Raw genomic sequence first — 14,752 nt, 5'->3', positions numbered from 1 at the left:
AATTCAGCAAGAAGGCTATATAAAAGAAAGAGCCATGACTATCATGGCTCAGCTTGTTTTCCATATTTTAGAAACAATAACCGTCATATCATCCTTTAAGTTGTTTCCATAATATTCTTTAGCTTTATTTAAAATATAATCTGCTACATCCTTTGGATTTCCACTATCAAATTCTTTAAGTGCCTTTACAACCCACTTCTCCTTTAGATTTTCATTAGAATCAACCACTCCATCACTTACCATGACAATCATATCACCACTTCTAAACTCAACTATATGGCTTTCTATATCAACATCATCTAATATTCCTACAGGTAGCGCAGAACTCTTTATAACTTCTACTTCTCTTCCTGACTTTATAAAAGTAGGTGCTGCTCCAATTTTTATAAATTCTCCTATACCACTATATAGATCAATAAGTCCCATATCAACTGTTGCAAAACTTTCATCACAAGATCTTAAAACTAGAACTGAATTTATTGCCTTAAGTGCTGTATTCCTTTCAAATCCTGCCTCCATTAATTTTTCTAAAAGAGCAATAGTTGTATTGCTTTCCATATTGGCTGCTCTTCCACTTCCCATGCCATCGCTTATTGCCATCATATATCTACCTTCGCCTATATTTCCAAAATAATAGCTATCGCCTGATATACTTTCTTTTGATGCCCTAGCTACTGCTGTTACTAGATTATAAGTTTCAGCCTCTATTAGTCTAAATTGACACATAGTTTTTGATTCATTAATTTTACATCCTGAACTATCAACTACCATCTTTGTTCCTAAAGCCCTAGATACTGCCTTTTCAAATTCTTTTACACATAAATTTTTACCTCTACACGGTTTTCTGTAGAAGGTTATTTCATACTTATCTCGTCCATTTTTAAGCGCAACAACGTTGTCAAACTCTAGTCCCATTTTATCTAGTTCTACTGCAATCTCCTCTTCTATATCATTCCTAAACTCAATTGAATTTGATGTCTCTTTAACCATGGTTTCTATTATATTTGATATACCCTTAATTTGTTCTGCTAAAATCATTCTTGAATTTATTAGTTTTTTCCTCCATCTATTGTTTAATCTCATTATTTCTAAAAGGTGTACAGACTGCTTCATTATCTCAGTTGGTCTAATACACTTTCTTCTAATACTATCTGGCATCTCCATAGTAGATATGATTCCTTTTTTCTCTATAGTTCTTAAAAGCTCTAAAATGGAATCATATGTATAATATAACTCCTTTCCCCAACAAATACTCTTACAATCACAGTTTGCACATACCCTATCTGCTATTTTCTCTACTAGTCCATTTATCTCCTGTTTCTTTGAAAGCTCATTCTCTATATTCTCCTGCAAAATAGAAGACATACCATATAAAGTATTTGACATTGAGGAAAGTCTTATTTCCATAAGCCCCTTTACTTTTTCTATGTACGACTTTTGTAGCTCTATTATCTTCTTATCCCCATCTAAAGAAGATGTTATCTTTTGAAACTTTTTTGTAGGTAAAAGCATAAATATTGCTGCTGCTATTAAGGATTCTAACATCAAATTATTTAAAGCAACACTCCCTGTACCATAAAACGAAAGCATTGCAGATGAAACTACAAACGAAACAGCTACAATAAATTTATTAAAGTCTTTAAATACTCCTGCTATCAATCCTGCAAAACCAAATATACCAATATTAACATGCATCGTACTATCAGATATTCCTGATACTACACCCATTGTAATTCCTACAGCAGCTCCCATGCTTGTACCTTCCGTATATGCAAAGCATATAACTATTAAAAATGTAATAATATTTCTTAATGAAAAACCATATATATTAATATCACCAAAACCTGATACTACAATTGCTAATATTAATATAAAACAAATTACTTCTTCCTTTGATAATATCCTTCTTGTTTGTTTGTTTGAATAAAATGGTATCCCATAAGAGAATATATATGCAGAAGCAAGCATAATTACCGATTCAAAGACAGCTACAATTATATCATAAGGTATAAAATCTAAACTTATGTAAAAATATCTAAAAAGCATGTTTGAAACTGTATTTATTAAAAAGGCTATTAATGAAAACTTATAAACCTTCTTATTCTCAGATATAAATGGTATAAATAATGTTAATATTATTACAGTTGCTATATGAGAGAATGAAAGAAATTTTTGAAATGAGAGCACATATCCTAAAACAACAAAAATAGCAACAAAGAAGGCTTCAGCTTTGGATAATACATGATAAGAAGCAATTAAAAAAGATATACCAAAGGGCATAAGAGAATTTAAAATAACAACTCTACTAACTAATACTGCACTTAAAAATAAAAGTAAGTACCTTAAAGAAAAAATATTAATATTTACTCTGGTTTTTACATTGTTCTCTACAACTCTTTTGTATGGAAGAATATCATCTTTATACATTCCAACCCCCCCCAATTAAATCGTAGGGTTATTATACCAAATATATGCAAAAATGTTTGTCATTATTACTCATTATATATAAAAAAATTCCGACAACTTATATTAAAAAAATGTATTGCTAAAGACTTTTCGACTCAATAATTCAACAGCTTTTTATATGGCTTGTAAATAGAGAATTTGTGAATATAAAACTTGTCGATTAGTCAAAAAACAAAACAAAAGCGAACAGCATATGCTGTTCGCTTCTTATTCTCATGGTGGCGGCGAACGGATTCGAACCGCTGACACTTCGGGTATGAACCGAATGCTCTGGCCAACTGAGCTACGCCGCCATGTTGGTTGCGGGGGGAGGATTTGAACCTCCGACCTTCGGGTTATGAGCCCGACGAGCTACCTGGCTGCTCCACCCCGCGATGTTAGTGGTGCCGGAGACCGGGGTCGAACCGGTACGGTTTTATTCAAACCGCAGGATTTTAAGTCCTGTGCGTCTGCCTGTTCCGCCACTCCGGCGTTTTTTATTTTGTTTTCATCGCCTCGCGACATTTATTATTATATATTGTTTTTTTATCTTTGTCAACAGTTTTTTTATTTTTTTCTTTTTACTTTTTTCTCTCTTTTCTTTTGCCCTGCTGACTCTTTTTATTATACATCTTTTTTTGAGTTTGTCAACACCCTATTCCCTATCCCCTAAAAAAAAAATTTAAAGGTATTTTGCATAAGCAAAATACCTCATATATCCTATCTTCTTGAATATCCGCCACTTCTTTTTGAATCTTGGCTTCTCTTAAGATCCTGAAATCTCTCCTCACTTTCCCTTAGGAATTTTGCAAGTCTTTCTTCAAAAGACATATTTGCAGACCTTCTTCTTTCCATATCCCAGTCAATCTCAATAGGTCTACTTGATTTTTTAGGAAGTGCCTGTCTGATTGAAAGACTTATCTTCCCATTTTCATCAATTGCAATAACCTTTACCTTTACCTTATCCTGCTCTTTTAAATGATTTCTTATGTCCTTTACATATGTGTCTGAGATTTCTGAGATATGAACTAATCCTGTCTTTCCAGAAATCTCAACAAAAGCACCAAAATTTGTGATGTTTACAACTTTGCCCTCTAAAATGTTTCCTACCTGTAGGGTCATGACGAAAAAATTCCTCCTTAAATTTTATCATATTTTTTATTATATAAAAATTGAATTTATCAGTCAATCTAATTATTCTTTTTGTTTTTATCTATAAACAATATTTCTCCCGGTTTTATAAGCCTTAGTTTTTGTCTAGCTAGTCTTTCTATATAATCAATCCTTTTACTAATTTTCAATTCCTCTTTGAGCTGAAGGTTTTGACTTTTTACTTTATTTAATGCTTCATTGCATGACTTAATATCCTTATTTAATCTAACTATTATGATTTGCTGCTTAATTAATATAGCAACAAAAAATATTACAATTAATAATCTAAATATCTGCTTCTTTCTCTTCTTTTTCATAGTTTTATCCCCCACAACCTTATTCTTTTGTATTATTTCTATCACTTATCAATTTTTCCTTCTAAAATTTAAAAGATAATATACAAAACTTCTTAATATAACTAAAGCAAATTTTAATGGTAAATAAATAATCTTTAAGATCAAACTCAACAACTTTATTATAACATATAATATACTATTTAATATCCCATAAAATAATTTACTTAAATATTTACTATAAATTAAAAATCCAAAAAATATTCCCAAGAAGCTATAATATCTCAAATTCAAATTATTTGTATAAACCATAAAAATAAAGGATATTATACTCATTAAAATCCAAAAGAGTAGATCTGAAATTGCTGTTAAAATATTTTTTCTAAATTTATCATGTGAGCATATCCTATAAAAATCATAAAATATACCAATAATAAAACCAACTGAAATAGTTGAAATAAAATATTTAAATTGAGTAAAAATAGGCAACGTCATTTAATCACCCAAATTAATTACTTAAAAAGCTTCTTTAATATACTCTCTCCACCTGCAGACTTATTTACATAGTTAATAGATATAAATTCCCCTTCTATTGACATATCCCCATTATCCACATTCAGCTTGTTTATCTTCATGTTTCTTCCTTTGATAATCATATCACCCATAACCGTACTTAAATTTATATTCTCTTCATTAAAGTTATTCACCTTTACTACTCCTGTAATATCGAGTTTTTGCCTATTTGACATATTTAAATTATGATTTTGAGATTTTAATGTTTTATTATTTTCCATAATCATCCCCCACCCTCATATAAATAATATTCACATATTAACAAGAATATAACTTAAATTTATCAACACAAACCCACATAATTCTCACAATTTATCCACAATATTATCCACAGGTTGTGAATAATAATTATCAATAAAAAAGAGATAGAAATTTATTCTATCTCCTCTCCTTGAAGTATTCTATACATTTCCTTTGCTTCTTCCTTTGTAACATGTTCCTTCTCAGAAAGAACTTCTGCTTTAACTGTCTTTGAAGCGTATTGTATTTCTATTATGTCTCCAACCTTTACATTTGTACCTGGCTTTGCAACTCTTCCATTTACTAAAACTCTACCTGTATCACATACTTCTTTGGCTACTGTTCTCCTCTTTATTATTCTTGATACCTTTAAAAATTTATCTAATCTCATAAAAATCATCCCTCATATCATTAATTATTAAAACTTAAAAAAAATCAGGTACAAGACCTGATTTTTTTATTACTTATTAACCTTATCCTTTAATTCCTTTCCTGGCTTAAATACTGGAACCTTTGATGCAGGAATTATAATTTCTTCTAATGTCTTTGGATTTCTACCTTTTCTTTCTGCTCTTTCCTTAACTTCAAAAGTTCCAAATCCAATTAATTGAACCTTATCATTCTTAGTTAAAGCTTCTTCTACACTTTCCATAAATGCCTTTAGTGCCTTTTCTGCATCCTTCTTTGTTAATCCACTCTTTTCTGCGATTGATGTAATTAAGTCTGCCTTATTCACAGTTTTTCCCTCCTTAGTTTATGCACTTATTTAAATTTAAATATAAATATTAAGCTACTTTTATTAATTCTTCATAGGTTTTAAAATTCCTTCTTTAAAATCAAGTTTTTTTCGATAATTTTACACATTTTTTGATTGGTTCCAAAGTTCATCCATTTCAGACAGAGACATATCTTTTAAATTCTTACCTAAACTTACTGCGGTCTTTTCTATGTACTCAAATCTTTTTATAAACTTTTCTATTGTTTTTGTCAAGGCCATCTCAGGATTAATATTACAAAATCTTGCTACATTTACTACTGCAAACATTAAATCTCCTATCTCTTCCTCTATTAAGTTATTATCTCCAATATTAACTGCTTCTAATACCTCTTTATACTCTTCTTCTATTTTTTTTATTGCCTTTGATACATTATCCCAATCAAAGCCTACTTCCTTTGCCTTTTCTTGTATTTTATAGCTTCTTAAAAGACTTGGCATAGACTTTGGAATTCTCTGCATCTCTTCAAAATAACTTTCTATTCTCTTTTCTTTTTTCTTTATCTCCTGCCAGTTATCTAATACTTCTTTAACAGAATCAACCTCTATATTTCCAAATACATGTGGATGTCTCTTAATCATTTTATCACAAATTCCATTTATAACATCATAAATGTTAAACTCACCAAACTCCCTTGCTATCTGACTATGAAATACTATCTGCAAAAGTACATCTCCAAGTTCTTCACAAAGCTCATCCATATCATCCTTATCTATTGCATCAACTACCTCATAAGCTTCTTCAATCAAATATCTTTTTAAACTTTCATGCGTTTGTTCTCTATCCCAAGGACATCCTTCATCACTTCTTAGCTTTTCCATAATATCTAAAAGATCGTTAAAATCCTTTTTACCCTCTTTTTTAGGTGGAATATATACACTTGTTAAATAATCAATCCAAGTAAGTCTATCAAGCATAAAAAGAGGTATTTTTTCTATCCTTTCAAGTCCCTCTACCCCTGCAGCACGTATAACAAATATTTCTTCCTCATCATTATAGTAATCCATAAGCTTTATCTTTAGTTCAGATGCAACTAATCTGTTGTAAACTTGAGTTATAACATTACCTACCCTTTTATCTGGCTTTTGTCTTTCAATATCAAGTGCATCAATTATCTTTAAACCTTCAGCTGGATCTATTTTGAGAGTATTTACAATTGCATCTATAAAACTTAAGGCTGGTACTATTTCTACTTTTATATTCTTTTCTTCCGCGTATTTTAATATTAACTGAACAGATCTTTCTGCAACCAATGGATGCCCAGGCACTGCATATACAACATCTTCCATACTTACAATGTCTTCAGCTATTCTTTTGTAAACTTCCTCAAAATCTTCACTCTCATCATAGTATTTGTCAAATGTTTCAAATTTTATACCCATATTCTTTATTTGTTCTACATTAGGGTGTTTTTCAGTTCTTAAATAGAGTCTTTTAGCCTGTTTCATTAAATTTAAACTTTTAATTGTTAAGTCATCAAAGGAACCAGGTCCTAAACCTATTATAGTAATCAAATTTTATCACCTCTTTATCTTTAGCATTTTAAATGTATCCATAATGCTTATTGTCCCTGTTATAAAAAGCAAAGCTATATATACTATTCCTCCAATTAAAATAGACATTATTGTTGAAATATTTATACTTAAAGTATATTCATAAAGCCTTGTATATGCAACTACAACAATAAAAATCATAACAACTGAACAAACTATTGGAGATATAATTGTTTTATATAGATCTAATTTTATATTTGTATATTTACACATAAAATAAAAGTTAATAATAGCAATTATTATATATGAAACCAATGTTCCATAGGCTGCTCCCTTTATATTTATGCTTGGAATTGAAATTAACTTAATTGAAATTATAATTTTTATAAAACTTCCTATGAGCATTGATATCAAAGGTAACATAGTCTTTCCTATACCATTTATTATACTTGATGATACTTGAGTAAAAATTATAAATATAATTGAAACAGATAGTATCTGAAGCAATTGCCATCCATCATCCATGCCTTGAAAAACAAAACTTAAAATCGGTCTTGCTAATGCATATAATCCTGCTGCACTTGGAAAAGCTAAAATGGATGCTAGCTTAAAGGACATATCTATATTTTTTTTCAATCCGTTTCTGTTATTTACAACATACACCTCAGATATTGCTGGAACTGTGCTTTGTGCTAGTGCTACAGATAAGGTAAGGGGAACACTTATTAAAACATGAGCTTTCCCAGTTAACTGTCCATACAATGCAGTTGCTATGCTATCAGTATATCCAGCCATTTTAAGCAGTTTTGGTACAGTTAATGAATCAACTAATGCCATAAAGGAACTAACTGTTTGTCCTAAAGAAATAGGCAAAGCTATAAATACCAATTCTTTAATTATTCTACCATAAGATTGTACACTACCACTGTTATAATTAAAATTATCCTTAGATTTGTAAAATAGTATTATTAAAAATAGCAAAGATATAAATGCTCCAAAGGTTGCTCCAAATGCAGCTCCTCCCGCTGCTAGTCCAATGCCATATGGTAGTAAAATATAGGTTAATCCTACACCTGCTAAAACTCTTCCAATCTGTTCAATAATTTGAGATACTGCTGTTGGAGTCATATTTTGAAGTCCTTGAAAATATCCCCTATAAACAGATAGTATACAAGTAAATAGTGGTGCCAATGAAATTCCTAATATTGAGTAGTATGATTCTCTGCTCCATGAGAAATAATTAATAATATCATCAGCAAAAAATATGAGAAACATACTTGAAAAACCACCAAGTAAAAACATCAAAACCAACGAAGCTCTATATATTCTCCTACATTCTTTAAATTTTGAAAGTACCACTCTCTCTGAGACCATTTTAGATATAGCAATCGGAATTCCACCTGCTAATGCAAGCAAAAAAGTATATACCGGATATGTAAGTTGATAAAGACCTATACCCTCTTCTCCTATCATATAAATGATAGGTAATCTAAAAAATACCCCTAAAACCTTTACGATAAAACCAGCTAATCCTAATATTATAGTTCCCTTTATAATGCTCTTTTTAGGCATAAAAAACCTCCTAATTCTTTCTGATAATAAAATATTAGAATTAGGAGGTATGTATTCCAAATTATTGTTCCATTTGTTTTCCTAAAAAAGTTGCTGCAGTTTCAGCAAGCTTTTTCTCTAAATCACCAAATACAACATTTTGGTCTTTTGACATTATAACTACTGCACCTACTGCGTCTCCTTCTGCTATAATAGGTGCAATGATCTGTGCTTTATAGTCTAGATTGTCTTCTTCATCTGGAATTATAGCAACAGCCTTTCCTTCTTTTCCTGAAAAAACAAAAATTTTTCTCTCTTCAAATACCTTTTCAAGCTCATCGCTTATTCTTTTATCAAGATACTCCTTCTTTGCTGTACCAGCAACAGCCACAACAGTATCTCTATCACAAATAATAACTGGATGACCTATTGATTGATGTAATGCCTCAGCATATTCTTTTGCAAAATCACTTAATTCATTTATAGGTGAGTATTTCTTAAGTATTATTCCACCTTCTCTGTCTGTAAATATCTCAAGTGGATCTCCCTCACGTATTCTCAATGTTCTTCTTATTTCCTTTGGTATAACAACTCTTCCTAAATCATCAATTCTACGAACAATTCCTGTTGCCTTCAACCAAATCCCTCCTCTTTATATGTTCTTATTAATAATCTCTACAAAAAAATAAAAATTATACCTTAAAATAAGTAAATAAATTAGTAATTTAACAAAAAATATAAAAGAGAGGTCAATATTTTCCTCTCTTTTATTTTGAATTCTTTAACATACAATTTTTACAAGAGAAATCTTTGTTTGATGCACGCATCCTATAGCCACAATATCTGCATTCTGATCTCATATATCTTAAAAAGCTTCTATCTATTTCTCTTATGTTTATCTCTTCATAGCGCACCTTCATATAACATACCTCCACAACTTATTTTATTTATAATTATACCTCTGTATTTATAATTATGCAATATATACATACAAAAAGAGGGAGAAAAAATTCCCCCACCCTTCTACAATCTTTCATAATAAATCTTAATTTTAGCCTTTTTTCTTAAATTGTTAAGCTCTTGTTCAAAAGCTTGTTCTTTCTTGTCATCAATTAACTTCTTTTCTATGTCTCCCTTTACCTTTTCAAGTGGTATTTGTTTGTATTCTTCCTTACTATTTACCTTAATAATATGATATCCAGATTGAGTTTTAACTGGACCACTTATCTTACCTACTGGTAACGCTATAGCATTTGCCATAAAGTCCTTATCATAATTTTTATCGTTATAGTATATATCCCCTAAATTTCCACCCTTATCCTTAGATCCAGGATCTTGGCTATATTTTTTAGCTACTTCCTCAAACTTTACTCCTTTATCTAATTCTGCCTTTACCTTATTTGCCTCATCTTGTGTTTTTACAAGTATGTGTGAAACATTCATTTTATTTGGTTTTTCTGTATAATCATAAATATTTTCATTGTAATACTTTTTAATTTCATCTTCTGTTACATTAACATCCTTTGTTATATGATCGTATAATTTTTCAATTATCACTTGATTTCTTATATATGCCTTATAATCTTCTAATGTAATCTTTAAGTCACTTAAAGTCTTATTAAACTTATCTTCTCCACCTAGAGTTTTCTTAGATTCTTCTATATTTTTATTTACCTCATCTTGTATTGTCTTTTCATCTGGTACTACCTTTAATTCCTCAGCTCTCTTTACAAGCAGAACCTCATTTATCATGTTTTCTAATAAATCCTGTTTAATTTGAGTTACATAATTTTCATTTTCCTTCTTCTCAAAAAAATCACTGCCATAAAAAGCTTGTATTTGTGCTTTTTTGGTTTCAAATCTCTTTAAATATTCAGCTTTAGTAATAGTATGTCCATTAATTTTTGCTACTGCCTCTTTAAGCTTCCCCTCTTCTGTTTTTGAAATAAGCTCACATGAAGATAAGCTCAACAAAAATGCCCCTGTTAGCATAATAGAAATTATCTTTTTAGCCAACTTCACTTTTATCCACTCCCTCTGTAAAAAATCAATATCTATTATACAACATTATTGATCTTTATGCAAATTTTTCAATTCTTCCAATAAATCCTTAATTATATACAATATCTGGTTAGAAGGATATTGACTAACCTTTATTCTTAAAATAGGCTCTTTTACACTTGCATAGCTTACTATATTATTAAATTTACTGTTAATATCTTTAATCTTTTCAACCTCTATATACCTTGAATCCTTAAAATATAATAAAATATCCTTCTGGTGCTGTTTTATATTAGTGATTTTAAGTTCCTTTGCAATTGACTTAATATATGCTATCATAATTAGATTTTCTACAGGCTTTGGAATATCTGAAAATCTATCAATTAATTCATCTTCTATATCCTGCTTATCCTCAACTGATGTTATAGCTGCTATCTTTTTATATACTTCAATCTTTATCTTCTCATCCTTTATATAATCATCTGGTATATATGCATTAACTAGTATATCTATACTTGTTTCAATCTCTTCTGTAACCTCTCCTTTTATTTCCTTTACAGCCTCCTCAAGAAGTTTACAGTATAAATCATAACCAACTGCCATCATATGACCATGCTGCTTTGTTCCAAGTAAATTTCCAGCACCTCTTATCTCTAGATCCCTCATAGCAATTTTAAATCCAGATCCAAATTCAGTAAACTCCTTTATAGCCTTAAGCCTCTTTTCAGCTACCTCCGATAAAATCTTATCCTTTCTATAAGTAAAATAAGCATAGGCAAGTCTGTTGGACCTTCCAACTCTCCCCCTTAATTGATATAACTGAGAAAGTCCCATTTTATCTGCATCATAGACAATTAAAGTATTTACATTTGGCATATCAATTCCTGTTTCAATAATAGTGGTACATAATAGTATATCTGCTTCTCCTGATATAAAATCAAGTATTACCTGCTCAAGCTCATGCTCACTCATTTGTCCATGTGCTACTAAAATTCTCGCACCTTCCACCAGCTTCTGCAAATATATTTGCATGTCCTTTATTGTATCTACCCTGTTGTATACGAAAAATACTTGTCCTCCTCTTGACATCTCCCTTAAAATTGCATCACGTATTATAAAATCATTATATTCTAAAACATATGTCTGAACTGGATATCTCTCCTCAGGAGGAGTCTCTATTACACTTATATCCCTTACTCCAATCAAAGACATATGAAGGGTTCTAGGTATTGGTGTTGCTGTCAATGTAAGTACATCTATATTTTTCTTCAACATTTTAATCTTTTCTTTATGGGATACTCCAAATCTTTGTTCCTCATCAACAATCAATAAACCTAAATCCTTAAATTTAACATCCTTCTGAAGTAATCTATGGGTTCCAATTATTATATCAACATTACCTGCAGCCAATTCCTTTAGGGTTTTTTTCTGTTGTTCCTTGGATCTAAACCTGCTTATCATATCTATATTTACAGGAAAATCAGCAAAACGCTGTTTAAAGTTATTATAATGTTGCTGGGCAAGTATTGTAGTTGGTACAAGTACAGCAACCTGTTTCCCATCCATGACAGCCTTAAAAGCTGCACGCATTGCTACCTCAGTCTTACCATATCCAACATCACCGCAAAGTAACCTATCCATTGGCCTTTTACTTTCCATATCCCTTTTTATCTCTTGTATTGCTATCAACTGATCTTCTGTTTCGTTGTATGGGAACTCATCTTCAAACTGTTTTTGCCATGGAGTATCCTTTGAAAAAGCATGACCTTCTATTGAATTTCTCACAGCATAAAGATTAACAAGTTCTTGAGCAACCTCCCTTAAAGATTCCTTTACCTTCTTTTTAGTCTTTGTCCATTCCGAAGTACCAAGCTTATTTATTTTTGGAGGATTATCCTCTCCACCTATGTACTTCTGAACCATATCAAGCTGTTCAACAGGAACATATAAAGTATCATCACCATGATATTTTAGAACTAAATAGTCCCTCTTTATACCCTCAATAACCAACTCTTTAATTCCTGTAAAAACACCTATTCCATGGTTTACATGAACAACATAATCTCCAACTTTAAGGTCTGTAAAACTCTCTATCTTTCTAGACTTTTTACCAAACTGCTTTTTTCTTTCTCTATTTGTTTTAAATACTTCCTTTTCAGAAATAAGTATTAACCTACAATCAAAAAATTCTATGCCATTTTTAATACTTCCATATGTAACATATACTTTTTTAGGAATTAGATCATTTAATGTCTCAACATATTCTGTATCAATTCCTTCGTCCCTTAAACCCTTTGATAGCCTTTCTGCCTTTGCCTTTGTTCCTGCTAAAATTACTATGTAGTAGTTTTTTTGAATTTTAGACTTTAATTCCTCTAATAAATATTCAAGATTAACTGAGGTTACATTGCTTACCACTGTATTAAAATTTACTATTGACCTTGGATTTAAATCTTCAAAGCTTCTAGGTAGCATGTTTAATCCTATACAGCTTGTGTTTTTTATTTTATTTAAAATATACTCTATATCATAAACCCACTCTGCCTGTATAGGTAAAACCTCTCCCTTTTCTATCATTGTTTTAAATATTTCTTGAAATTCCTCATTAAAGGATCTTATTCTAGATACAATTCTTACAGTTTCATCTAAGAGTACAGTAGGATTATTAAAATAATCTATAAAACTACTGTTATTTTCATAAATTAACTTTATATAACTCTCTATCCCTTCAAAATATCTAAAGTTCTCCAAACCCTCCATCATTGAATGATATTTTTCCTTTAATCTCTCCTGCGCCTCTTTGTTTTTCTTATAATTTTTTATTGCCTTTTCATATTCCTTCTCTATTTTGTTAGATAATATATTTACATGATCACTTTTAATTATAATTTCTCTTGCTGGTAATATAATTACATTTTCCTCATAATCAAGGCTTCTTTGTGTTTCTACATCAAATCTTCTTATAGTATCGATTTCATCTCCAAAAAATTCTATTCTTACAGGAGTACCCTCATTTAAAGGAAAAACATCAAGTATTCCGCCTCTTACTGCAAATTGTCCTGGTCCTTCTACTACTTCTACCCTCTCATAGCCTAAATCATAAAGATACACTATTAAATCTATTACTTCTATCTGTTGTCCTCTATTTAAATGTATTTTACATTTCTCAAGAATTTCTCTAGAGACCATTCTATAAAATGTCGAATCTATCGAAGTTACTACTATTAAATCCTTTTCTTCAAAGATCCTAAAAATAGTCTTTATCCTTTCCTGTTTAATTTCAGATGAAGTAACATCAACATTGATTGCCCCTTCTTTAGAAGGAAAATATACAACTTTATCTGTAAATGTACTTATATCTTCAAAAACCTTTCTTGCCTCTATTTCATTATGGGCAATGTATAAAAATTGCCCCTTTATTTCCTCAAATAAGCAATAGCACAAAAAGGCCTTTTGTGTTTCAGAAAGGCCATACGTCTGACATAAAAAATTTTGTTCCTTAACATTTTTTAAAAGCTGCCTGTAGCTCTCTTCCTTTTCAAATACCCTTTTTATCCCTTGAAACCTCAAAGGAACACCCCCTATTTTAAAGCAGAGTATCCATTAAACTTATTCATCGCACTTTGTACTCCATTTTTAATTATCTCCAAAACTGCATCTGACGATACCTTTATAACTTCATCAACAATCTTTCTTTCTTCTGGAGTAAATTTACCAAGCACATGTGAAACTAAATCTGCCTTTGGAGCACCTATCCCTACCCTAACCCTTGGGAATTTGTCATTATTTAATTGATATATGATATTTTTTATACCATTATGACCTCCATCACTACCTGATGGTCGTATTCTTATTCTGCCCACATCAATTGCTATATCATCATATACAACAATTATATCTTCTACATTTAACTTATAAAACTCCTTTGCTTCCCTCACACTTTCACCACTTAAGTTCATAAAAGTAGAAGGTTTTAAAAGAATAATTTTTTCTCCTTCGTAAAGGAATTCTCCAACTAAACCTTTAAATTTAATCTTATTTACATTTGTGCAAACAGAGTCTGCTAAATGATCTATCACATCAAATCCAACATTATGTCTAGTATTTTCATATTCTCTTCCTGGATTTCCAAGCCCAACTACTAACTTCATACCTTTCCTCCTTATGAATACTTATAACTTCAGTATCTGAACTTCATTATACCATAACATAAAAAATTGTGTTATCA

General features: G+C 30.5%; 14 protein-coding genes and 3 tRNA genes. All 17 read right to left on the bottom strand.

Features of this window, described 5'->3' with window-relative positions; translation table 11 throughout:
- Positions 1–48: 48 nt before the first annotated feature.
- On the bottom strand, positions 49–2,427 hold the full coding sequence (gene spoIIE, locus TCEL_RS11200; protein WP_018664355.1) for a stage II sporulation protein E: 2,379 nt from the start codon (positions 2,425–2,427) through the stop codon (positions 49–51).
- A 255-nt stretch (positions 2,428–2,682) separates the two neighbouring features.
- Positions 2,683–2,759 (bottom strand) — tRNA-Met (locus TCEL_RS11195).
- Positions 2,760–2,763: 4 nt separating this feature from the next.
- Positions 2,764–2,840 (bottom strand) — tRNA-Met (locus TCEL_RS11190).
- A gap of 7 nt (positions 2,841–2,847) precedes the next feature.
- Positions 2,848–2,937: transfer RNA gene (locus TCEL_RS11185), tRNA-Leu, on the bottom strand.
- Between the two features lie 228 nt (positions 2,938–3,165).
- The gene (locus tag TCEL_RS11180) at positions 3,166–3,567 is read right to left on the bottom strand and encodes a S1 domain-containing RNA-binding protein (RefSeq protein WP_018664353.1); all 402 of its coding nucleotides are present in this window, start codon (positions 3,565–3,567) and stop codon (positions 3,166–3,168) included.
- Positions 3,568–3,635: 68 nt separating this feature from the next.
- The gene (locus tag TCEL_RS11175; protein WP_018664351.1) at positions 3,636–3,914 is read right to left on the bottom strand and encodes an FtsB family cell division protein; all 279 of its coding nucleotides are present in this window, start codon (positions 3,912–3,914) and stop codon (positions 3,636–3,638) included.
- A 48-nt stretch (positions 3,915–3,962) separates the two neighbouring features.
- Positions 3,963–4,385 (bottom strand): spore cortex biosynthesis protein YabQ, encoded by a 423-nt coding sequence (yabQ, locus tag TCEL_RS11170; protein WP_040684051.1) that lies wholly within the window; start codon positions 4,383–4,385, stop codon positions 3,963–3,965.
- Positions 4,386–4,402: 17 nt separating this feature from the next.
- Positions 4,403–4,684: a sporulation protein YabP gene (gene yabP, locus TCEL_RS11165; RefSeq protein ID WP_018664349.1), complete on the bottom strand. Its 282-nt coding sequence runs from the start codon at positions 4,682–4,684 to the stop codon at positions 4,403–4,405.
- A 152-nt stretch (positions 4,685–4,836) separates the two neighbouring features.
- Positions 4,837–5,094 (bottom strand): RNA-binding S4 domain-containing protein, encoded by a 258-nt coding sequence (locus tag TCEL_RS11160; RefSeq protein WP_018664347.1) that lies wholly within the window; start codon positions 5,092–5,094, stop codon positions 4,837–4,839.
- A gap of 69 nt (positions 5,095–5,163) precedes the next feature.
- Complete coding sequence (locus TCEL_RS11155) at positions 5,164–5,439, bottom strand: HU family DNA-binding protein (RefSeq protein ID WP_018664345.1); 276 nt, start codon at positions 5,437–5,439, stop codon at positions 5,164–5,166.
- 120 nt (positions 5,440–5,559) lie between these two features.
- On the bottom strand, positions 5,560–6,993 hold the full coding sequence (yabN, locus tag TCEL_RS11150) for a bifunctional methyltransferase/pyrophosphohydrolase YabN (protein ID WP_018664343.1): 1,434 nt from the start codon (positions 6,991–6,993) through the stop codon (positions 5,560–5,562).
- A gap of 6 nt (positions 6,994–6,999) precedes the next feature.
- A complete protein-coding gene (locus TCEL_RS11145; protein ID WP_018664341.1) occupies positions 7,000–8,544 on the bottom strand; it encodes a putative polysaccharide biosynthesis protein in 1,545 nt (514 codons plus the stop codon).
- 61 nt (positions 8,545–8,605) lie between these two features.
- Complete coding sequence (gene spoVT / locus TCEL_RS11140; RefSeq protein ID WP_018664340.1) at positions 8,606–9,160, bottom strand: stage V sporulation protein T; 555 nt, start codon at positions 9,158–9,160, stop codon at positions 8,606–8,608.
- 130 nt (positions 9,161–9,290) lie between these two features.
- The gene (locus tag TCEL_RS13575; RefSeq protein ID WP_018664339.1) at positions 9,291–9,443 is read right to left on the bottom strand and encodes a hypothetical protein; all 153 of its coding nucleotides are present in this window, start codon (positions 9,441–9,443) and stop codon (positions 9,291–9,293) included.
- A gap of 103 nt (positions 9,444–9,546) precedes the next feature.
- Positions 9,547–10,545, bottom strand: a complete 999-nt coding sequence (locus tag TCEL_RS11135; RefSeq protein ID WP_018664338.1) for a peptidylprolyl isomerase — start codon at positions 10,543–10,545, stop codon at positions 9,547–9,549.
- A 45-nt stretch (positions 10,546–10,590) separates the two neighbouring features.
- The gene (mfd, locus tag TCEL_RS11130; protein ID WP_018664337.1) at positions 10,591–14,094 is read right to left on the bottom strand and encodes a transcription-repair coupling factor; all 3,504 of its coding nucleotides are present in this window, start codon (positions 14,092–14,094) and stop codon (positions 10,591–10,593) included.
- 11 nt (positions 14,095–14,105) lie between these two features.
- A complete protein-coding gene (pth, locus tag TCEL_RS11125) occupies positions 14,106–14,675 on the bottom strand; it encodes an aminoacyl-tRNA hydrolase (RefSeq protein WP_018664336.1) in 570 nt (189 codons plus the stop codon).
- Positions 14,676–14,752 lie beyond the last annotated feature (77 nt).

Origin of the sequence: Thermobrachium celere DSM 8682 (assembly GCF_000430995.1) — a bacterium.
Lineage (GTDB): Bacteria > Bacillota > Clostridia > Clostridiales > Caloramatoraceae > Thermobrachium > Thermobrachium celere.
This window is presented reverse-complemented; position numbering and strand designations above follow the sequence as displayed.